Source organism: Acidovorax sp. GW821-FHT10E04, assembly GCF_059415185.1.
In genome coordinates this window covers 277028-296443 of the sequence record NZ_JBWKMT010000001.1, presented here as the reverse complement: position 1 = coordinate 296443, position 19416 = coordinate 277028, and the positions used below count along the sequence as shown (strand labels likewise).

Genomic DNA, 19416 nt, shown 5'->3' with positions numbered 1-19416 from the left:
CTACATATTTCATAGCTTTTAGCGCTTTCCAGACAAGCGCTAGAGCCGCATTTCATTCAAATTTTCACCTATCCTCCGCCATGCCAGCCACGCCTTCCCTCCAGAGCCCACGCTACCGCGGGATCTTCCCTGTGGTGCCCACCACGTTCCATGAAGACGGCACCCTGGACATCGAGAGCCAAAAACGCTGCCTCGACTTCATGATCGACGCCGGCGTGGACGGCGTCTGCATCCTGGCCAATTTCTCCGAGCAGTTCTCGCTGTCCGACGCCGAGCGCGAGACTCTGACCCGCGTCTCGCTGGAGCATGTGGCAGGCCGCGTGCCGGTCATCGTCACCACCACCCACTACGGCACCCGCGTGTGCGCCGAGCGCAGCCGCGCCGCGCAGGACATGGGCGCCGCCATGGTGATGATCATGCCGCCCTACCACGGCGCCACCTTCCGCGTGCCCGAGGCGCAGATCCACGAGTTCTATGCCCGCGTGTCCGATGCGATCCGCATCCCGATCATGGTGCAGGACGCGCCCGCGAGCGGCACCGTGCTGTCGGCCCCGTTCCTCGCGCGCATGGCGCAGGAGATCGAGCACCTGGCCTACTTCAAGATCGAAGTGCCCGGCGCCGCCAGCAAGCTGCGCGAGCTGATCCGCCTGGGCGGTGCGGCCATCGAAGGCCCATGGGACGGCGAAGAGGCCATCACCCTGCTGGCCGACCTGGATGCCGGTGCCACCGGCGCAATGACGGGCGGCGCCTTCCCCGACGGCATCCGCCCCATCATCGAGGCCCACCGCCAGGGCGACATGGACCAGGCCTTCGCGCTCTACCAGCGCTGGCTGCCGCTCATCAACCACGAGAACCGCCAGGGCGGCATCCTCACCGCCAAGGCGCTCATGAAGGAAGGCGGCGTGATCGCCTGCGAGGCCGGCCGCCACCCCTTCCCGGCCATGCACCCTGAAGTACGCAGGGGCCTCATCGACATCGCGCGCCGGCTGGACCCGCTGGTGCTGCGCTGGGGCCGATAGGCACGCCATGGCCCACACCGCCAACCTCCCGGACACCCGCCTGATCGCCCTGGACTGGGGCACCAGCTCGCTGCGCGCCTTCCGCCTGGGTGCCGGCGGGCAGGTGCTGGAACAGCGCGGCCGCCCCTGGGGCATCATGAACCTGCCCCCGCCCCCCGCCGGGCAGGCCGACGCGGAGCCCGGCATGGCCTTCGAGCGCGCATTGCAGGACGCCTGCGGCGACTGGCTGGCCGCCCTGCCCTCGGCAGCCGTGCTGGCCTGCGGCATGGTGGGCAGCGCACAGGGCTGGCGCGAAGCCCGCTACATCGACACCCCCACCTCGCTGGACGACCTGGCGCGCGGGCTGGCCGTGGTGCAGCGTGGCAACGCCGCACCCTTGCACATCGTGCCCGGGCTGCTGCAGCGCTCCGGCCTGCCCAATGTGATGCGCGGCGAAGAGACGCAGGTGCTGGGCGTGCTGGCCGATGCCGCCCTGGCGAGCCAAGGCCCGCTGCTCGTGGGCCTGCCGGGCACGCACAGCAAGTGGGTGGTGGCGCAGAGAGACGGCACCCGGCGCAGCATCGATCGGTTCCACACCTTCATGACGGGCGAAGTGTTTGCCGCACTGCGCGGCCACACCATCCTGGGCAAGACGATGCAGGCCCCGGCAGATCCTGACGACGCCGCATTCGCGCAAGGCCTGCAGGTGGCGCGCGGCAGCGATGCCGCCCCGGGCCTGCTGTCGCACATCTTCAGCACGCGCACGCTGGGCCTGACCGGCGCACTGCCCGCCACGGCACAGGCGGACTACCTCTCGGGCATCCTCATCGGCCACGAGATCGCCAGCCTGGCGCGCCTGCACCCGCCCACCGGCCCCGCCCCCCTCCCGCTGGTGCTGTGCGGCGAGGCCGACCTGTGCCGCCGCTACGCCATCGCCCTGCAGGCCTGCGGCTTCGCGCCGCCCACTATTGCCGCCCAAGCCACGGTCACTGGCTTGTGGCAGATCGCGCTGGCAGCCGGGCTGGTTACCCCTGGCGCACAGCAAACACCATCCCCCAGGAGCCAAGCCGCATGAACCCCATCGACAAGAACCTCTTCAACACCATGCAGCACTGCGGCCTGATCGCCATCCTGCGCGGCGTGCAGCCCCATGAGGTGGTGGCCATTGGCCATGCGCTGTACGACGCGGGGTTTCGCATCATCGAGGTGCCGCTCAACTCCCCCGAGCCCCTGGCCAGCATCCGCGCGCTGCGCGACGCGCTGCCCGCCGACTGCCTGGTGGGCGCAGGCACGGTGCTCACGCCCGAGGCCTGTGCCGATGTGGCGGCGGCAGGCGGGCAGATCATCGTCATGCCCCACAGTGACCCCCAAGTGATCCGCACCGCACGCGCGGCCGGCATGGCCTGCGCGCCCGGCGTGGCCACGCTGACCGAGGCCTATGCCGCGCTGGCGGCGGGCGCCAACATGCTCAAGCTCTTTCCGGCCGAAGCCCTGCCCCCGCATGTGCTCAAGGCCTGGCGCGCCGTGATCACCCCGCCCATGGCGCTGGTGCCCGTGGGCGGCATCGTGCCCGAGGCCATTGCCACCTACGCGGCCGCCGGGGCCAGCGGCTTCGGCCTGGGCTCGGCCCTCTACCGTCCGGGGGACACCGCGCCGGACGCGGCTCGCCAGGCCGCGGCCTTCATGCAGGCCTGGCGCGGCGCCTACGGCGGCGCGTCCTCCACCGCCTCTTCCATTTCCGCTTTGCATCCTGCCCCATGAAGATCACCCGACTGACCACATTCCTGGTGCCACCACGCTGGTGCTTCCTGAAAATCGAGACCGACGAAGGCATCGTCGGCTGGGGCGAGCCCGTGCTCGAAGGCCGGGCCCACACCGTGGCCGCCGCCGTCGAGGAACTGGGCGACTACCTGATCGGCAAGGACCCGCGCCACATCGAGGACCACTGGACGGTGCTCTACCGCGGCGGTTTCTACCGCGGCGGCGGCATCCACATGAGTGCGCTGGCGGGCATCGACCAGGCGCTGTGGGACATCAAGGGCAAGGCCCTGGGCGTGCCCGTGTCCGAGCTGCTGGGCGGCTGCGTGCGCGAGCGCATCAAGGTCTACAGCTGGATCGGCGGCGACCGGCCCAGCGAGACCGCCGCGGCGGCCAAGGCCGCCGTGGAGCGCGGCTTCACCGCGGTGAAGATGAACGGCACCGAGGAAATGCAATACGTGGACAGCTTCGACAAGGTCGAGAAATGCCTGCAGAACGTGGCCGCCGTGCGCGAGGCGGTGGGGCCCAACGTGGGCATCGGCGTGGACTTCCATGGCCGCGTGCACAAGCCCATGGCCAAGGTGCTGTTCAAGGAGCTCGAACCCTACAGGCTGATGTTCATCGAGGAGCCCGTGCTCAGCGAGCACTACGAGGCCCTGAAGGAGCTGGCGCACCTCTCGTCCACCCCCATCGCGCTGGGCGAGCGGCTGTACTCGCGCTGGGACTTCAAGCGCGTGCTGTCCGAGGGCTATGTGGACATCATCCAGCCCGACCCCTCGCACTCGGGTGGCATCACCGAGACGCGCAAGATCGCCACCATGGCCGAGGCCTACGACGTGGCCCTGGCCCTGCACTGCCCCCTGGGGCCGATCGCGCTGGCGGCCAACCTGCAGCTCGACGGCGTCTGCTACAACGCCTTCATCCAGGAGCAGAGCCTGGGCATCCACTACAACGCGAGCAACGACCTGCTCGACTACGTGTCCAACGGCGAGGTGTTCGCGTACGAGGACGGCATGGTGGCCATTCCCCAGGGCCCGGGCCTGGGCATCGAGGTCAACGAGGCGTATGTGCGCGAACGCGCTTCCGAAGGCCACCGCTGGCGCAACCCCGTGTGGCGCCACCGCGACGGCAGCTTCGCCGAATGGTGACGGGCCGCATGCCGGCCGGGGTGTACCGAGCGTCCGGAAAGCAGGTGGCGCCCGGGCAGAACACTGTAATTACAATCAGTGTTTTATCCTTGTGCTATGACACCGCTCACCCTCACCCGCTTTCACCGCGCGCGCCTGATGCAGATCTGGCGTTCGGCGGGCTGGCCGTGCAAGGATGCGCTGGAAATAGACCTGCTGGCCGCGCAGCTGGTGGTGCTGCACACCTCGCCCGAAGGCTGCGAGACGCTGCGCCTGACCGAGGAAGGTATCCGCACCCTGGCACAGGCGCGCCAGCGTGGCGCGCGGGCGTTGAGCGCGCACGACCGCCTGGGCCAGAAGTTTGCCGGGCACCTGCTGGCCTCGGGCCGCATCGTCTGGCGTGAGCTGTCGCTGCGCGCCGTGATCGACGGGGCTGTGCCCGAAGCCCCTGCCCCCATCCCGGCCACCAGCAGCCCGCTGTGGAGCGAAGACACGCCCGCCAGCCGCACCGCAGCCAACGTCTGGCGCATGGCGCGGCCGGACCTGTTCTCGGTGCGCAATACCAGCGTGCCGGCGTACCTGCAGCCCATGGTGCACGAGATCAAGTACAGCCGATCCGATCTGCTGTCGGACCTGCGCCACGATGCCAAGCGCCAGGCCTACCAGTGGCTGTGCGAGGAGTGCTACTACGTGTTCCCGGCCGGCATCGCCGAGGCCGGCGAGATTCCCGAGCACTTCGGCATCTGGGTGCTGCATGGCGGGCTGGACGATGGCCGCTTCGAGCTCTTGCGCCCCGCGCGCCATGCGAGCTGCACCCTGCCCTTCGCGGTGTGGATGGCCCTGTGCAAGGCCACGCCGCTGCGCGGCGAGGACGAGACGGCGCAGGCCCACCTGGGCGAGCCCGGTGCTGGCGAACTGCCTCCCGCGGACATGCCATGACCTACACCGTGGCGGTGCGCGAGCTGTGCGAGTTCACCGCCAAGCAGGGCGACCTGGACCTGCGCTTCACGCCCGCCCCCACGGCGCTGGAAGGCATGGCCGGCCATGCGGTGGCCGCCGCGCGCCGGGGCGCGGGCTACCGCGCCGAGGTGGCGCTGGCTGGCAGCTACAAGGGCCTGCGCGTGCGCGGCCGGGCCGATGGCTTCGACCCCGAGCATGGCCGGCTCGACGAGGTCAAGACCTTCAAGGGCCGGCTCGACCGCCAGCCCGCCTCGCACCGCGCGCTGCACTGGGCCCAGGCGCGCATCTACGGCTGGCTGCTGTGCGCGCAGGAGGGGCTGGCCCACATCGACCTGGCGCTGGTCTACTTCGACATCGGCAGCCAGCAGGAGACGGTGTTCACCGAACACCATGCCGCCTTCGAGCTGCAGCGGCATTTCGAGGCGCAGTGCGAGCGCTTCATCGCCTGGGCCGAGGCGCAGGTGGCGCACCGCGCCGCGCGCGACGCGGCGCTCACGGCACTGGCCTTCCCGTTCGGCGGCTTTCGCACCGGCCAGCGCCCCCTGGCGGAAGCCGTCTACAAGGCCGCCTCCGCTGGCCGCTGCCTGCTGGCCCAGGCGCCCACGGGCATCGGCAAGACCATGGGCACCCTGTTCCCGCTGCTCAAGGCGGTGCCCGCGCAGCGGCTGGACAAGGTGTTCTTCCTCGCCGCCAAGACCTCGGGGCGGCAGACGGCCCTGGACACCCTCTCGCGCCTGTGTGGCAGCGCCCCCGCCCTGCCGCTGCGCGTGCTGGAACTGGTGGCGCGCGACAAGGCCTGCGAGCACCCCGACAAGGCCTGCCACGGCGAATCCTGCCCGCTGGCCCAGGGCTTCTACGACCGCCTGCCCGCCGCACGCGCCGCCGCGCTGCAGCCATCGGACGGCGGCGCGGGTCAGCGGGTGGCACTGCACCAGGCGCGCGTGCGCGAGGCAGCCCTGCAGCACCAGGTCTGCCCCTACTACCTGAGCCAGGAGCTGGCGCGCTGGGCCGACGTGGTGGTGGGCGACTACAACTACTACTTCGACATGGGCGGGCTGCTGCACGGCCTGGCCCAGGCCAATGGCTGGCGCGCGGCGCTGCTGGTGGACGAGGCGCACAACCTCGTCGAGCGAGGCCGCAAGATGTACACCGCCGAGCTGCGCCCCGCCGCGCTGGCCGAGGCCCGCCGCAGCGCCACCGCCGCGCGCCATGCCCCCGTGAAGAAGGCACTGGACAAGGTGCGCCGCTGCTGGGTGGCGCTGGACAAGGCGCAAACCGGCGGCTATGCCGTGCTGGAGGCTTTCCCCGACAAGCTGCTGGCCGCGCTGCAGCAGTGCGGCAGCACGCTCACCGAACACTTCGCCGACCAGCCGGCGCAGCCCGATCCGGCGCTGCAGGCCTTCTACTTCGATGCCCTGCACGTGGTGCGCATGGCCGAGCTGCTGGATGCGCATTCGCTGGTGGACATCACGCGGCCCGCTGCGGCCCCGGGCGGCAAGGCACCCACGCCGGGCGAATCGCTGGTCTGCATCCGCAACGTGGTGCCCGCGCCCTTCCTGCGGCCCCGGCTGGAAGCAGCACACACCAGCACGCTCTTCTCGGCCACGCTGCAGCCCGCGCGCTACTACGCCGATTTGCTGGGGCTGCCCGCCGGGCATTGCTGGATCGATGTCGAGTCCCCGTTCCAGGCCGCGCAACTGCAGGTGCGGGTGGCACGGCACATCTCCACCCGCTACGCGGACCGGGGCGCGTCGCTGCCTCCCATCGTGGCGCTGATGGCGCGGCAGTTCCACGCGCGGCCGGGCAACTACCTCGCGTTCTTCAGCAGCTACGACTACCTGCAGCAGGCGGCGGCGCTGTTTGCGCAATGCCACCCCGAGGTACCCCACTGGTGCCAGTCGCGCCGCATGCTGGAAGCGGAGCAGCGGCAGTTCCTCGATCGCTTCACCGACACCAGCCAGGGCATCGCCTTCGCGGTGCTGGGCGGCGCCTTCGCCGAGGGCATCGACCTGCCGGGCCAGCGCCTCATCGGCGCCTTCCTGGCCACGCTGGGCCTGCCCCAGGTCAACCCCGTCAACGAGCAGATCCGCCAGCGCATGCAAACCCTGTTCGGGGCGGGCTACGACTACACCTATCTTTACCCCGGCCTGCAGAAGGTGGTGCAGGCGGCCGGGCGCGTGATCCGCACCCCCACCGACGAGGGCGTGGTGCACCTGATGGACGACCGCTATGGCCGGGACGCCGTGCAAGCGCTGCTGCCAGGCTGGTGGGTGTGCGGGGCGCCCCGCCGCGCCGGGTTGGACGCCGCCCACGCGGGCAATGCAAAGACTTGATCCCGGTCAAGCCCCGGCGGCCTCCGCGCGGCTCACAATGGCCCCAGTGCATCCCGCCCGCCACACATCCCATGTCCCTCCCCTTGCGCGTCCCCCTGGTTCTGCTCCTCACCATCGCCCTGGCGGGCTGCGACAGGCCTTCGGGCTCGGGTGCCACCCCGGCAGCCCCGGCCAGCGCGGCCCAGGCGGGGTTTGACGCCATCGTCGCATCGTGCACCGGGTTCCTGGCCGGGCGCACGCCCGCCGTGCAGCGCCTGGGCGCCGGCCCATGGATCAAGCTCGGCCACAGCCCCGCCCAGGTGCAGCATGAGCTCACACGCACCGAATCCGCCATCACCCCCTATGTGGGCAAGATCGTGGTCAAGGACAACGAGGCCCGGGCCGCCGCCGCGTCGGAGGCCGACGCCCAGGCCATCACCCTCACGCCCGCCCACCTGGTGTCCAACCGCACGCACACGCTCATCTACAGCTTCGACGGCCGGCAGTGGCGGTGGAACAATGGCTCGCGCCTGACCAAGACGCCGGGGCAGGACGACGCCACGGTGGCCCTCACGCTGGCCGATGTGTCCGCGCCCGGCCAGGGCATGGCGGGCTGCCTGCCGCGCTGAGGGCCGCGCCCCGTGGGCCGGTGCCGCGGGCCCCGCGTCAGCGGTCCACCGGCTCCGAAAGCTCGCCCGCCCCTTGCGCGCCTTGCTGCACGGCCTTCTCCACCGCCTCGCGCGTGAGCGTGGGCACAAAGCTCTCGATGAAGTGGTAGGCGTAGCCGCGCAGCCAGGCGCCCCTGCGCAGGCCCAGCCGCGTGAGGTTGACCTCGAACAGATGGCCCGCGTCGATGAGCCGCAGGTGGCGGTCGCGCTCGGCGTCCACCGCGATCGATGCCACGATGCCCACGCCCATGCCCAGCTCCACATAGGTCTTGATCACGTCGGCGTCCATGGCCGTCAGCACGATGTCGGGCGCGATGCCTTCGCGGGCAAACGCTTCGTCGATGTGCGCGCGGCCCGTGTAGCCCAGCTCGTAGGTGATGATGGGGTGCTGCGCAAGCTGCTCCAGCGTGACCGGCGCCTGCAGCTCCAGCAGCGGGTGGCCGGGCGGCACGACGATGCTGTGCGTCCAGCGGTAGCACGGCAGCGTGACCAGCGCGTCATAGCCCGCGAGCGCTTCGGTGGCGACGCCGATATCGGCCTCGCCACTGAGCAGCATCTCGGCCACCTGGCGCGGCGAGCCCTGGTGCAGGTGCAGCGACACCTGCGGAAACAGCGCACGGAAGTCGCGCACCACCTGCGGCAGCGCGTAGCGCGCCTGCGAGTGCGTGGCCGCCACCGACAGGCGGCCCTGCGCGCTGTCGCTGAAATCCTGCCCCGCGCGCTTGAGGTTGTCGGCTTCGAGCAGCAGACGCTCCACCGTGGGCAGCAGGACTGCGCCCGGCGGGGTCAGGCCCGTGAGGCGCTTGCCCGCGCGCACGAAAATCTCCACGCCCAGTTCTTCTTCCAGTTCGCGGATCTGCCGGCTCACGCCGGGTTGCGAGGTATGCAGCATGTTGGCCACCTCGGTGAGGTTGAAGCCCCGGCGCACGGCTTCGCGCACGGAGCGCAGTTGCTGAAAATTCATGGGTCCCTGTAGAGATGGATGGGCGGGGCGGCCCGCTCGGCATGGCCACCCGCGCGGAAATCGGCCCGCCGCGCGCAGACCTCGTCGCCCGGCCTGAACCGAACCGGTGCACGCGCCTCGCCGGCCTCCCTGCGCAGACAGGCGTTCGCTATGTTTTCAATAGCTGCCAGCGCTTTACCAGAAGGCGCTGGCGGCCCATTTTCATCAAATCCGGATCACAGCTTGGCGATGGACACTTCAGTGGACTTGACCAGCGCCACCACGTCGGAGCCCACGACCAGGGCCAGGTCGTCCACCGAGCGGGTGGTGATGACCGACGTGACGATGCCCCAGGGGGTTTCGACATCGACTTCGGAGACGACGTCGCCGCGAATGATTTCGCGCACCTTGCCCTTGAACTGGTTGCGGACGTTGATGGCTTGGATGGACATGGAAAGGCTCCTGGAAGATGGAAAAAGAATGGGCAGGCACTTGGCGGTGGCGGGCTTCGACAACGATCTGCCGCGCGGGGTCCCCCGCTACGCACCCACAAAACTAAACAACCAGAAGCAATGTAAATCAAGTTTCTTATACGAATAAATGGTCATTAGTCATAAGCTTTGGCTTAGATGTGTGGGGCATGAGTTGCTGCCGCCACGGCATATGCGCGGGCCGTGGGAGTGCACCGTTGTTCGGGCCGCCCCACCCGATGGCCGCTGCAAAAGCAGCCGCCCCGCCAGACCTTTCGATCTGGCGGGGCGAATGGGAGCGGCCGGTTCAGCCGGGGAAATCGCTGGTGTCTCAGGCGGGCTGCGGCAGGTAGCTCGGCCGCGTGGCCGTCATCGACAGCTTGACGTGCTGCGTGAGTTCATCGGCCAGCACCTCGTCCGCACCCGCCGCCAGACCGTCCAGCGCGCGCTGCACGATCTGCTCGGGGCTCGACTTGGGAACGTCGAAGCCGCGCGTCAGGTCGGTATCGACATAGGCCATGTGCAGCCCCAGCACCTGCGTCTTTTGCGCCGCCAGTTCGTGGCGCAGCGCGTTGGTCAGCGACCAGGCGGCGGACTTGCTGGCCGAATATGCCGCCAGCTCGCCGCCGTTGACCCACGATGCCACCGACAGCACGTTGAGCAGCGCGCCGCCGCCGTTGGCCGCGAGGATGGGTGCGAACGCCTTGCTGACGCGCAGCACGGAGAAGAAGTTGGTGTCGAAGAGGCGGCGCGCGACCTCTTCGCTGTCGGCGGCCAGAAAGCCCCCGGGCTGGGCGATGCCGGCGTTGTTGATCACCAGTGTCACGTCGGGCGCCGCTGCCACAGCGGCCGCTACATCGGCCGGGTTGTTGACATCCAGGCGCAGGGCCTGCACGCCGGGCTGGGGCGTGACGGTGGCGGGGTCGCGCGCACCGGCGTAGACCTTGCGCGCGCCGCGGGCGAGCAGCTCGCGCGCGAATGCCAGGCCGATGCCGCGGTTGGCACCGGTGATGAGGACGACAGCGTTTTCGATCTTCATGGAAATCTCCAGAGGGACAGGTGGAACGGATGGGAGGTTGGGTGGGGACCGGCGACGTGAGAAAAAGGATGTGCAGCGGCCTGCTGGCTCATACCACCTGGATGACGACCTTGCCCTTGGCACGGCCCGCTTCCACGTAGGCCAGGGCGTCGTTGGTGGCGCTGAACGGAAAGACCTTGTCGACCACCGGGCGGATGGCGCCCGATTCGACAAGGCGCGTGATCTCCCGCAACTGCGCGCCGTGAGCCCGCATGAAGAGGAACGAGTAGCCCACGCCCAGCGCCTTGGCGCGCCGCCGGGTGCCCGCGCTCAGCAGACGCATCACCAGCCGCACCAAGCCGGGCGCGCGAAGGGTCTGGCCGAATGCCGGGTCGGGCGGGCCGGAGATCGAGACGACCTGGCCGCCGGGCTTGAGCACGCGCAGCGACTTGGCCAGCGCCTTGCCGTCCTGGCTGTGCAGCACGACGTCGTAGCCGCGCAGCACCTCTTCGAAGTCCTGCGTCTTGTAGTCGATGACGACGTCGGCGCCCAGGCTTTGGACCAGCGCCGCATTGCCCGCGCTGGCCGTGGTGGCGACGGTGGCGCCCAGGTGCCTGGCCAGCTGGATGGCAAAGGTGCCCACCCCGCCGGACCCCGCCTGGATGAAGACCTTCTGGCCTTTTTTCAGCTGCGCCTTTTCCACCAGCGCCTGCCAGGCCGTGAGGCCCACCAGCGGGATCGACGCCGCCTCTTCCATCGTCAGACCCCGGGGCTTGAGCGCCAGCGAGGACTCCTTGACGGCGATGAGTTCTGCAAAGGCGCCGATGCGGAAATCGTCGGCCCGGGCGTAGACCTCGTCGCCGGGCTTGAACTGCCGCACACGCGGCCCCACGCTGACCACCACGCCCGCCACGTCATGCCCGAGGACGAGGGGCATCTTGTAGGGCAGGATGAGCTTGAACTCACCGTCGCGGATCTTCGAGTCCAGCTGATTGATTCCCGCCGCATGCACGGAGACCAGCACCTCGTCGTCGCGCAGATCCGGGGCGGGCATATCGGCAAGCCGCAGCGCGGCCTTTTTGGCATAGCGGTCGAGAACAAAGGCTTTCATGGGGCATCCTGGGTGAGGGGCAAAGCGCAGAACCGTGCAGCTCGCAAGCAAATTCGCATGATGATCATCATATGTAAAGGCAAAAAAAAGCGCGCTGCTGGGGGAGTCAGCCGGGCGCGCCGGGCGGCGTGGCAGGCGCAGAGTCTGCAGCGTGCGTCGAATTCGTCAGCTGCGTCAGGTACTTGAGCGCGGCCTCGCGCAGGCTGTCCGACAGCGCGGGCTCGTCCACCGCGCGGGCCAGCACCAGGGCGCCCACCATGGTGGCCATGGTGACCAGCGCCTGCTCGTGCGTACCGGGCTGCCCCCATTGCGGCGACTGGCGCGCGATGAGGTCGACCATTTCCTTGATGTGCCGGGTGGCCACGCGGCGCACCTCGGGCGCCTGGCGCGATGTCTCCGAGCCCAGGGCGACCAGCGGGCAGCCCATCTCGACGCTCTCGACATGCTGGCGCGACAGATAGGCCGAGAGCATGGCGGCCAGCGCGCGGGGCGACGGCTCGCCGGCCGCGGCACCGGCCGCCAGCGCTGCGGATTCCGTGCACGCCTTGGCGGCCGCCTCGGCCAGCATGGCCTCGCGGGAGTCGAAGTGCGCGTAGAAGGCGCCGTGCGTCAGGCCCGCCTCTTTCATGATGTCCGCCACGCCCGTGCCGTGGTACCCCTGGCGCCGGATCGCACGCGAGGCCACCGACACGATGCGCTCGTGCGTGGCCTCCTTGGCGGCGGCTCTGGAATGGGGGGTGGACTTTAACATGATGCACATCATACGAGATATCACTCTGTGTTGCAATCCCGGCCGTCTGCGCCGCTGCTTCTGCGAGGCCCCATCCACCCAAGCCCCCGGCCCCCTTGAAACCAGAGACTCAGGCCCTGCGAAAGGGCCCGTCTGCAAACACTACATTTTTTATAGCGCATTGCGCCCTACCAGCAAGCGGTAGGGGCCTATTTCTCTCACATCCACTCACAGCTTGGCGATGGACACCTCGGTCGACTTGACCAGCGCCACCACGTCGGAGCCCACGACCAACGCCAGCTCGTCCACCGAGCGCGTGGTGATGACCGACGTGACGATGCCCCAGGGCGTTTCGACATCGACTTCGGAGACGACATCGCCGCGCACGATCTCGCGGACTTTGCCCTTGAACTGGTTACGGACGTTGATGGCTTGGATGGACATGGGGTTCTCCTTGATGGCACCGTAGGGCGAAGAAAGGAATGACAGAAGACAAAAAAAGAAAGCAATGAAAGGCAGCAGGCGCCAGAAACGGCTACACCGCCCAGCGCAGACCATGCGCAGGCACGCCGGGCCACGGCGCTTCGTGCGCCGGCTCGCCGTCGGGCTTTTGCAGCACGCGGTCCAGGATGCGTTTTTCAATGGCGGCAAAGGCAGCGTCGCCGTGCGACCGGGGACGCGGCAGGTCGATGCGCTGGTCCAGCGCAATCTGCCCGTCCTCGATCAGGATCACGCGGTCGGCCAGGGCCACGGCCTCCTGCACATCGTGGGTCACCAGCAGTGCGGTGAAGCCGCTGCTGCGCCACAGGCCTTCGATGAGGCGGTGCATCTCGATGCGGGTCAGCGCATCCAGCGCGCCCAGGGGCTCGTCGAGCAGCAGCAGGCGCGGGTTGTGCACCAGGGCGCGGGCCAGGGCCACGCGCTGGCGCTGGCCGCCGGACAGGCGCGCGGGCCACTCGGTCAGGCGGTCCCCCAGGCCCACGCGGGCCAGCACATCGGCGGCGGCGCCGCGCCGCGCGGGCGGCAGGCCCAGGGCCACGTTGTCGGCCACGCGCTTCCAGGGCAGCAGGCGCGAGTCCTGGAACATGATGCGGGTGTCGTCGCTCAGCCCGGCCACGTCCTTGCCATCCAGGCGGATCGCGCCGCCCGAGACGGATTCGAGCCCGGCCACCAGGCGCAGCAGCGTGCTCTTGCCGCAGCCGCTGCGGCCCACGATGGCCACGAACTGGCCAGGCTCGATCACGAGTTCGGTCTTCTTGAGCACGTCGCGCGCGCCGTAGCGCTTGTCCACGCCGCGCACTTCCAGGCGCACGCCTTGTGCGGCGGGGGTGTGGGTCGTCTGGGTCATGGTGTCAGGCTCCGGTCTTGAACAGCGGCACGTCGAGCGCATTCACGCGCCTGGGCAGCAGCTTTTCGGCAAAGAAGGCATCGGCGATGCGTTGTTGTTCAGTCAGCGCCGCGGGCACCACGGCGCGCACCTCGTAGCTGCGGCGGCTGTTGGCCAGCTCGATCACGCCCGCATCCAGCCCCCACACGGGCGCCAGCAGCGCGGCCGCGTCCTTGGGGCTTTGCTTGACCCAGACGCCAGCCTTTTGCAGCTCGGTGAAGAACACGCGCAGCACGTCGGGCCGCGCCTGGGCAAACGGGGTGCCGGCCAGGTAGTAGCGCTGGTAGGAGGCCAGGTCGCGCCCGTCGGCCAGCACGCGCACAGTGGACTGCTTTTGCACGGCAGCGAGGAACGGGTCCCACACCACCCAGGCGTCGATGGCGCCGCGCTCGAAGGCGGCGCGGCCGTCGGCGGGGGTCAGGTACGCGGGCTCGATGTCCTTGAACGCCAGGCCCGACTTTTCCAGCGCGGCGATCAACAAGAAGTGCACGCCAGCGGCCTTGGCAAAACCGATCTTCTTGCCCTTGAGGTCGGCAACCGTCTTGATGGGCGAGTCGGCGCGCACCACGATGGCCTGGGCGGATGGCGAAGGCGACTCCTGCGCCACGAAAGTGAGGTTGGCGCCCGCTGCCTGGGCAAACACCGGCACGGTGTCGGCCACGTCGGCGCTCACATCGATGTTGCCCAGGTTCAGCGCTTCGAGCAGCGGCAGGCCACTGGTGAACTCGTGCCACGTCACCTTGACGTTGAGCGGCGCGAGCAACTGCTCCAGCGTGCCGCGCGTGCGCAGGATGGTGGTGAGGGTGGAGGATTTTTGAAGTCCTATGCGCAATGTTTGCAGGGTCTCAGGCTTGCCCTGCGCGGCGGCCAGGCCGCTCGACAGCGCGGCGATGGCACCCAGCATGGTGCGCCGATGAATGTGGAAAGGGGTGGTCATGGTGGTCGATAACTTGAAATGAGGAGGAACTTGGCAACTCAGGGGCCGATGCATCGCCGCATCCCCTGCAACTGGCGCGCCCGGTGCGAGAGACGCCGCGCAAGGGCCGCCCCGCCGCGCCGGTGTCGCCCCCCTTCCCCTAGCGCGCAGCGCGTAGAGAGAAGGAGGAAGCTGCGCATCGGCTCAGGGGGTTGCATACCCAGGATGCCAGCGCAGCCAGTAGCGCTCCAGGCCCTTGGCGAACAGATCGGCCAGCTTGCCCAGCAGCGCGTACAGCAGGATGCCCACGAGCACGATGTCGGTCTGCAGAAACTCCCGCGCATTCATCGTGAGGTAGCCGATGCCCGCCTGCGCGGAGATGGTCTCGGCCACGATCAGGATCACCCACATCAGGCCCAGCGAGAAGCGCAGGCCCACCAGGATGCTGGAGAGCGCACCGGGCAGGATGATCTGCTTGTACAGCTGCCAGCGGCCGAGGCCGTAGGTGCGCCCCATCTCGATCAAACCGGGGTCCACGTTGCGGATGCCGTGGAAGGTGTTGAGGTAGATCGGGAAGAACACCGACACGCTGATGAGGAACAGCTTGGCCGACTCATCGATGCCGAACCACAGGATGACCAGCGGAATCAGCGCCAGCGCGGGGATGTTGCGCACCATCTGGATGGTGGAGTCGAGCAAGGTCTCGAACACGCGCACCGAGCCCGTGAGCAGGCCCAGCAGCAGGCCCAGGCCACCGCCGATCGCCAGGCCCGCGAGCGCGCGGCCCGCGCTCACCTTGACATGGGTCCACAGCTCGCCCGACACGGTCAACGTCCAGGCGGCCTTGATCACCTCCAGGGGCGCGGGCAGCACCCGGGTGGAGAGCCATCCCTGCGACGACGCGATCTGCCACAGCACGATCAGCCCCACGGGCACGGCCCAGGGCAGCAGGCGCTGCGCAACGCTGGCAAGGAAGCGGGCCAGCGGCGCGGGCAGCAAGGGACTCTCGATCGGCAGATCGACGGAGTCGGCCACGGGCGATACCTGCAGCTCTCGGACAGTCTGTGTCTGTGTCATGGGTTGATTTCCGGTTCGTGGTCAGGCTCCAAGAACTCCAGCTGGTTGCCCGCCGGGTCCTTGACGTAAAAGCGCAGGTAGCCGGGCAGTGCGCGGTTTTCCACCAGCGCCAGTTCGGCCTGCAGCAGGCGGTGGCGCAATGCGGGCAGGTCCTGCACCTCGAAGGCCAGGTGCGATACCGCGGGCGCGGGCTGCCAGTGCTCGGTGGGCACCAGGTCGATGCGCTGCGTGCCCGCGGCAAAGCGCAGCGTGTTGCCCGCCTGCAGGCGCACTTCGGGCAGCCCCAGCAGGCTGGCATAGAAGCGCCGGATGGGCGCCTCGGCACCGGCCGGAAAGGCCAGCTGCACATGGTTGATGGACTGGATGCTCATGGCATGGCTCCTGTCAGGGGTTTCAGCTTTGCGACGCACGTGGCACGAAGTCGTTGGCCACGGTTTCGCCAAAGGGGCCGAGCGGGTTGCCGCCAGCGAGCTTCTCGCGCACGCCCAGCGGCAGCAGCGGGAACACCAGTTCAGCGAAGCGGTAGGCTTCTTCCAGGTGCGGATAGCCCGACAGCACGAAGTGGTCGAGCCCCAGGTTCGCGTATTCGGTGATGCGGGCGGCCACCGTCTCGGGGTCGCCCACCAGGGCGGTGCCCGCGCCGCCGCGCACCAGGCCCACGCCGGCCCACAGGTTGGGGCTGATCTCCAGGTCTGCGCGGCTGCGCTTCACACCGCCAGCATGCAGCGCGGCCATGCGGCGCTGGCCTTCGGAGTCCATGCGCGCAAAGACCGACTGCGCGCGCGCCACGGTTTCGTCGTCCACATGGCTGATGAGCTCTTCGGCTGCGGCCCAGGCCTGCGCATCGGTCTCGCGCACGATGACGTGCAGGCGGATGCCGAACTTCACGGTGCGGCCGTGTTTGGCGGCACGGGCGCGCACGTCGGCCACCTTCCTGGCGACCTCGGCCGGGGGCTCGCCCCAGGTGAGGTAGGTCTCGACCTGCTCGGCCGCCAGGTCGTGCGCTGCGTCGGACGAGCCGCCGAAGTACACCGGAGGGTGCGGCTCCTGCAGCGGCGGGAACAGCAGCTTGGCGCCCTTGACGGACAGGTGCTTGCCCTCGTAGTCGAAGGTCTCGCCCCGGTGGCTGCGCGTGAGGATCTCGCGCCAGATGCGGATGAACTCGGCCGACTGCTCGTAGCGCGTGGCGTGGTCCAGGAACACGCCATCGCCCTCCAGCTCCGCGCGGTCGCCACCGGTCACCAGGTTGATGAGCAAGCGCCCGCCCGACAGGCGGTCGAAGGTGGCGGCCATGCGGGCGGCCAGCGCGGGCTGGTGCAGGCCGGGGCGCACCGCGACCAGGAACTTGAGCTTCTTCGTGACCGCCAGCAGGCTCGATGCGATCACCCACGGGTCTTCGCACGAGCGGCCGGTGGGAATGAGCACGCCTTCGTAGCCCAGGCTGTCGGCGGCCACTGCCACCTGCTGCAGGTACTCGAGGCTGAGCTGGCGTGCGCCCTTGGCCGTGCCAAGGTAGCGGCTGTCGCCGTGGGTGGGGATGAACCAGTAGATTTTCATGGTGTCGCTTTGCCGTGTGGGGGTCATCAATAGGAGAAGGCCAGGCCGTAGCCCGCCAGCGAAAAGCCGAAACGCAATGGACAGGCCCGCATGCCCCCCGCCGCCACATCGGCACGCACACCGGCCTGCACACGGTTGCGCGTGCGGACCAGCCTGCGCGCCGGCGCCTTCAGGCGCCAGGCGTTGGCCGTGGTGCGCAGCACGCGGCGTGCTGCGTCATGGACAGGGTTTGCGGAAGCGGTGGGCATGTCAGGGCTCCTTGGTTTCAATGCGGCGGACTGTGTGACGCATGGCGTTCAAAACTGGCGCGGCCCAGGCCAGTGCACCCGTGGAACTGGCTCTGCCAGGCCACCGGGTGCGTCCCCCTCCCGCAGGAGAGGGGGAAGACGCGAAGCGGCTCAGGGGGTGCACCCCGGCCCCTACCACGGCGAGCGCGCCACGTCGCGCACCTGGATCCGCCCGGGAATCAGCTTCAAGTCGAAGAAGGTGTCGGCGATCCTTTGCTGTTCGGCCAGGATCTCGGGCGTGACCGGGCCCGTGCCGTACTCGGCACGCGACGTGGACAGATCGAGCACGGGCTTGGGGATGCCGAACAGCGGGGCCAGTTCGGCCGCCAGCAGGTCGCGGTTGACCTTGGCCCAGATGTCGATCTTGTTGATCTCTTCGATGGCGATGCGCAGCACGTCGGTGTTCTTGTCGGCGTACTGCAGCGACGAGAAGTAGTAGGCGCGGTTGCCCACCACGCCGGTGGCGTCGGCCAGCAGGCGGGCGTCCAGCGTCTTTTCGGCGGCAGCGGCAAACGGGTCCCAGATCACCCAGGCGTCCACAGAGCCTTTTTCAAAAGCGGCACGCGCATCGGCGGGCGGCAGAAAGGCCACGTTCACATCGCTGTACTTCAGGCCGTGCTTTTCCAGCAGCTTGACCAGGAAGTAGTGCACGTTGCTGCCCTTGTTGAGTGCAACTTTCTTGCCCTTGAGATCGGCCACGGTCTTGATGGGCGAGCCCTTGGGCAGCAGCACGCTCTCGGCCTTGGGGCGGGGCACGGTGGCGGCCACGTAGGCCAGCGGGGCACCTGCGGCCTGAGCAAAGATGGGCGGCGCTTCACCCACGTCGCCGAAGTCGATGGAGCCGACGTTCAGTGCCTCCAGCTGCACGGGGCCGGCCGTGAACTCGGTCCATTTGATGGAGACACCCAGCGGGGTCAGGCGCTTTTCCAGCGTGCCGCGGCCCTTGAGCAGGCTCAGGAAGCCCTTCTGGTGGCCGATGCGGAACTCACGGGCGGGGGTTTGCGCCAACGCACCGAAGGCCGGCAGCGCGACTGCGCTGGCCGCACCCTGGACGAGGCGGCGGCGGGACAGGGAGATCGAAGTCGTCATGGTGTTCTTCTGAAGGTGGATGCGTATGCAATGGGCCGGGGCATCAGGGCTGGGCGCCGAGCACCACTGCGTCGCTCACCTTGATGGCCTTGGGGATCAGCTTCAGTTCGAAGAACGTGTCGGCGATCTTTTGCTGGTCGGCCGCGACATCGGGCGTGATGGGCTTGACGTTGAATTCGTAGCGCTGCAGCGCCAGCTCGACCACGTCCACCGGCAGGCCTTGCAGCGGCGCGATCAGCTCTGCGGCCTGGCGCAGGTTCTTCTTGAGCCAGATGCCTTGGGCCACCGAGTCCTCGAACAGTGCCGCGACCACCTTGGGGTTCCTGGTGACGAAGTCGCGGGCACCCAGGTAGTACTGGTAGTTGTTGACCACGCCGCCCGTGCCGTCGGCCAGCACGCGGGCGCCAGTGGCTTTCTCTGCGGCGGCCTGGAACGGGTCCCAGATCACCCAGGCATCCACGTTCTTGCTCTCGAACGCGGCGCGGCCGTCGGCCGGGGCCAGGTACACGGGCTGGATGTCGGAGAGCTTGAGGCCGTTCTTCTCGAGCTGCCTGACCAGCAGGTAGTGCACGTTGCTGCCCTTGTTGAGCGCGACCTTCTTGCCCTTGAGGTCGGCCACCGACTTGATGGGCGAGTCCTTGGCCACCAGGATGGCCTCGGCGCGCGGCGCGGCGGGGTCGTGCCCGAAATAGACGAACTTGGCACCGGCGGCCTGGCCGAAGATGGGCGGTGCCTCGCCCACGTAGCCCACGTCCACGGCGCCCACGTTCAGGCCTTCCAGCAGCTGGGGGCCAGCCGGAAACTCGACCCACTTCACGCCGAAGCCCAGGGGAGCGAGCTTCTTCTCCAGCGTGCCCGCCGCTTTTTGCAGCACGAACAGGCTGGCCGACTTCTGATAGCCGATGCGCAGCTCGCCCCTGGTCTGGGCATGCACCGGCTGCGCCAGCAGGAAGGCGGCGATCAGCACGAACGCGGTGAAGACCACGAAGCCGATGAACATGTTGCGCA

21 protein-coding genes are annotated in these 19416 nt (G+C 68.8%); 7 read left to right on the top strand and 14 right to left on the bottom strand.

Annotation, left to right across the window (positions count from 1 at the left end; all coding sequences use genetic code 11):
- The first annotated feature begins 80 nt into the window (after window positions 1-80).
- The 7 genes from AC07OC_RS01330 (at window position 81) to AC07OC_RS01300 (ending at window position 7784) form a co-directional block, all read left to right on the top strand.
- Window positions 81-1019 carry a dihydrodipicolinate synthase family protein gene (locus AC07OC_RS01330; protein ID WP_056421293.1) on the top strand — a complete coding sequence of 313 codons (939 nt, stop codon included), beginning with the start codon at window positions 81-83 and terminating at the stop codon, window positions 1017-1019.
- A gap of 7 nt (window positions 1020-1026) precedes the next feature.
- The gene (locus AC07OC_RS01325; RefSeq protein ID WP_494600328.1) at window positions 1027-2073 is read left to right on the top strand and encodes a 2-dehydro-3-deoxygalactonokinase; all 1047 of its coding nucleotides are present in this window, start codon (window positions 1027-1029) and stop codon (window positions 2071-2073) included.
- Window positions 2070-2759 (top strand): 2-dehydro-3-deoxy-6-phosphogalactonate aldolase, encoded by a 690-nt coding sequence (locus AC07OC_RS01320; RefSeq protein ID WP_494600327.1) that lies wholly within the window; start codon window positions 2070-2072, stop codon window positions 2757-2759. The genes AC07OC_RS01325 and AC07OC_RS01320 overlap by 4 nt, the downstream gene beginning before the upstream one ends.
- Window positions 2756-3904 (top strand): galactonate dehydratase, encoded by a 1149-nt coding sequence (dgoD, locus tag AC07OC_RS01315; RefSeq protein WP_218341009.1) that lies wholly within the window; start codon window positions 2756-2758, stop codon window positions 3902-3904. Before AC07OC_RS01320 ends, dgoD begins: the two co-directional genes overlap by 4 nt.
- Before the next feature lie 96 nt (window positions 3905-4000).
- On the top strand, window positions 4001-4822 hold the full coding sequence (locus tag AC07OC_RS01310; protein WP_218341008.1) for a hypothetical protein: 822 nt from the start codon (window positions 4001-4003) through the stop codon (window positions 4820-4822).
- Window positions 4819-7176, top strand: a complete 2358-nt coding sequence (locus AC07OC_RS01305; RefSeq protein ID WP_218341007.1) for an ATP-dependent DNA helicase — start codon at window positions 4819-4821, stop codon at window positions 7174-7176. Before AC07OC_RS01310 ends, AC07OC_RS01305 begins: the two co-directional genes overlap by 4 nt.
- A 71-nt stretch (window positions 7177-7247) precedes the next feature.
- A complete protein-coding gene (locus AC07OC_RS01300; RefSeq protein WP_218294621.1) occupies window positions 7248-7784 on the top strand; it encodes a hypothetical protein in 537 nt (178 codons plus the stop codon).
- A 37-nt stretch (window positions 7785-7821) separates the two neighbouring features.
- Here AC07OC_RS01300 and AC07OC_RS01295 read toward each other — a convergent pair whose 3' ends face one another.
- The 14 genes from AC07OC_RS01295 to AC07OC_RS01230 form a co-directional block, all read right to left on the bottom strand.
- A complete protein-coding gene (locus AC07OC_RS01295; protein WP_218294620.1) occupies window positions 7822-8787 on the bottom strand; it encodes a CysB family HTH-type transcriptional regulator in 966 nt (321 codons plus the stop codon).
- Window positions 8788-9002: 215 nt separating this feature from the next.
- Window positions 9003-9218, bottom strand: a complete 216-nt coding sequence (locus AC07OC_RS01290; protein WP_056168199.1) for a TOBE domain-containing protein — start codon at window positions 9216-9218, stop codon at window positions 9003-9005.
- A gap of 349 nt (window positions 9219-9567) precedes the next feature.
- The gene (locus AC07OC_RS01285; RefSeq protein WP_494600326.1) at window positions 9568-10275 is read right to left on the bottom strand and encodes an SDR family oxidoreductase; all 708 of its coding nucleotides are present in this window, start codon (window positions 10273-10275) and stop codon (window positions 9568-9570) included.
- A gap of 88 nt (window positions 10276-10363) precedes the next feature.
- Window positions 10364-11365, bottom strand: coding sequence for an NADP-dependent oxidoreductase (locus AC07OC_RS01280; RefSeq protein ID WP_494600325.1), 1002 nt, complete (start codon window positions 11363-11365; stop codon window positions 10364-10366).
- Between the two features lie 106 nt (window positions 11366-11471).
- Complete coding sequence (locus AC07OC_RS01275; protein WP_370627841.1) at window positions 11472-12128, bottom strand: TetR/AcrR family transcriptional regulator; 657 nt, start codon at window positions 12126-12128, stop codon at window positions 11472-11474.
- 195 nt (window positions 12129-12323) lie between these two features.
- On the bottom strand, window positions 12324-12539 hold the full coding sequence (locus tag AC07OC_RS01270) for a TOBE domain-containing protein (RefSeq protein ID WP_007857120.1): 216 nt from the start codon (window positions 12537-12539) through the stop codon (window positions 12324-12326).
- A 91-nt stretch (window positions 12540-12630) separates the two neighbouring features.
- On the bottom strand, window positions 12631-13443 hold the full coding sequence (locus tag AC07OC_RS01265; RefSeq protein WP_218341002.1) for an ATP-binding cassette domain-containing protein: 813 nt from the start codon (window positions 13441-13443) through the stop codon (window positions 12631-12633).
- A 4-nt stretch (window positions 13444-13447) separates the two neighbouring features.
- Window positions 13448-14419: an aliphatic sulfonate ABC transporter substrate-binding protein gene (locus tag AC07OC_RS01260; protein WP_494600324.1), complete on the bottom strand. Its 972-nt coding sequence runs from the start codon at window positions 14417-14419 to the stop codon at window positions 13448-13450.
- Window positions 14420-14602: 183 nt separating this feature from the next.
- A complete protein-coding gene (gene ssuC, locus AC07OC_RS01255) occupies window positions 14603-15475 on the bottom strand; it encodes an aliphatic sulfonate ABC transporter permease SsuC (protein ID WP_218341000.1) in 873 nt (290 codons plus the stop codon).
- Complete coding sequence (locus AC07OC_RS01250) at window positions 15472-15846, bottom strand: VOC family protein (RefSeq protein WP_218294613.1); 375 nt, start codon at window positions 15844-15846, stop codon at window positions 15472-15474. Before AC07OC_RS01250 ends, ssuC begins: the two co-directional genes overlap by 4 nt.
- 22 nt (window positions 15847-15868) lie before the next feature.
- Window positions 15869-17032, bottom strand: a complete 1164-nt coding sequence (gene ssuD / locus AC07OC_RS01245) for an FMNH2-dependent alkanesulfonate monooxygenase (protein WP_218340999.1) — start codon at window positions 17030-17032, stop codon at window positions 15869-15871.
- 26 nt (window positions 17033-17058) lie between these two features.
- Window positions 17059-17280 carry a hypothetical protein gene (locus AC07OC_RS01240; RefSeq protein WP_218340998.1) on the bottom strand — a complete coding sequence of 74 codons (222 nt, stop codon included), beginning with the start codon at window positions 17278-17280 and terminating at the stop codon, window positions 17059-17061.
- Between the two features lie 171 nt (window positions 17281-17451).
- Window positions 17452-18408, bottom strand: coding sequence for a sulfonate ABC transporter substrate-binding protein (locus AC07OC_RS01235; protein ID WP_218340997.1), 957 nt, complete (start codon window positions 18406-18408; stop codon window positions 17452-17454).
- Between the two features lie 43 nt (window positions 18409-18451).
- Entirely contained in the window at window positions 18452-19408 is a 957-nt protein-coding gene (locus tag AC07OC_RS01230; RefSeq protein WP_218341170.1) for a sulfonate ABC transporter substrate-binding protein, read from the bottom strand.
- Between the last annotated feature and the right edge of the window lie 8 nt (window positions 19409-19416).

Excerpts from the sequence above, each read along its gene's own strand:
- AC07OC_RS01330 (WP_056421293.1), top strand. The coding sequence starts at position 81 with ATGCCAGCCACGCCTTCCCTCCAGAGCCCACGCTACCGCGGGATCTTC.
- AC07OC_RS01325 (WP_494600328.1), top strand. The coding sequence starts at position 1,027 with ATGGCCCACACCGCCAACCTCCCGGACACCCGCCTGATCGCCCTGGAC.
- AC07OC_RS01320 (WP_494600327.1), top strand. The coding sequence starts at position 2,070 with ATGAACCCCATCGACAAGAACCTCTTCAACACCATGCAGCACTGCGGC.
- dgoD (WP_218341009.1), top strand. The coding sequence starts at position 2,756 with ATGAAGATCACCCGACTGACCACATTCCTGGTGCCACCACGCTGGTGC.
- AC07OC_RS01310 (WP_218341008.1), top strand. The coding sequence starts at position 4,001 with ATGACACCGCTCACCCTCACCCGCTTTCACCGCGCGCGCCTGATGCAG.
- AC07OC_RS01305 (WP_218341007.1), top strand. The coding sequence starts at position 4,819 with ATGACCTACACCGTGGCGGTGCGCGAGCTGTGCGAGTTCACCGCCAAG.
- AC07OC_RS01300 (WP_218294621.1), top strand. The coding sequence starts at position 7,248 with ATGTCCCTCCCCTTGCGCGTCCCCCTGGTTCTGCTCCTCACCATCGCC.
- AC07OC_RS01295 (WP_218294620.1), bottom strand. The coding sequence starts at position 8,787 with ATGAATTTTCAGCAACTGCGCTCCGTGCGCGAAGCCGTGCGCCGGGGC.
- AC07OC_RS01290 (WP_056168199.1), bottom strand. The coding sequence starts at position 9,218 with ATGTCCATCCAAGCCATCAACGTCCGCAACCAGTTCAAGGGCAAGGTG.
- AC07OC_RS01285 (WP_494600326.1), bottom strand. The coding sequence starts at position 10,275 with ATGAAGATCGAAAACGCTGTCGTCCTCATCACCGGTGCCAACCGCGGC.
- AC07OC_RS01280 (WP_494600325.1), bottom strand. The coding sequence starts at position 11,365 with ATGAAAGCCTTTGTTCTCGACCGCTATGCCAAAAAGGCCGCGCTGCGG.
- AC07OC_RS01275 (WP_370627841.1), bottom strand. The coding sequence starts at position 12,128 with ATGATGTGCATCATGTTAAAGTCCACCCCCCATTCCAGAGCCGCCGCC.
- AC07OC_RS01270 (WP_007857120.1), bottom strand. The coding sequence starts at position 12,539 with ATGTCCATCCAAGCCATCAACGTCCGTAACCAGTTCAAGGGCAAAGTC.
- AC07OC_RS01265 (WP_218341002.1), bottom strand. The coding sequence starts at position 13,443 with ATGACCCAGACGACCCACACCCCCGCCGCACAAGGCGTGCGCCTGGAA.
- AC07OC_RS01260 (WP_494600324.1), bottom strand. The coding sequence starts at position 14,419 with ATGACCACCCCTTTCCACATTCATCGGCGCACCATGCTGGGTGCCATC.
- ssuC (WP_218341000.1), bottom strand. The coding sequence starts at position 15,475 with ATGACACAGACACAGACTGTCCGAGAGCTGCAGGTATCGCCCGTGGCC.
- AC07OC_RS01250 (WP_218294613.1), bottom strand. The coding sequence starts at position 15,846 with ATGAGCATCCAGTCCATCAACCATGTGCAGCTGGCCTTTCCGGCCGGT.
- ssuD (WP_218340999.1), bottom strand. The coding sequence starts at position 17,032 with ATGAAAATCTACTGGTTCATCCCCACCCACGGCGACAGCCGCTACCTT.
- AC07OC_RS01240 (WP_218340998.1), bottom strand. The coding sequence starts at position 17,280 with ATGCCCACCGCTTCCGCAAACCCTGTCCATGACGCAGCACGCCGCGTG.
- AC07OC_RS01235 (WP_218340997.1), bottom strand. The coding sequence starts at position 18,408 with ATGACGACTTCGATCTCCCTGTCCCGCCGCCGCCTCGTCCAGGGTGCG.
- AC07OC_RS01230 (WP_218341170.1), bottom strand. The coding sequence starts at position 19,408 with ATGTTCATCGGCTTCGTGGTCTTCACCGCGTTCGTGCTGATCGCCGCC.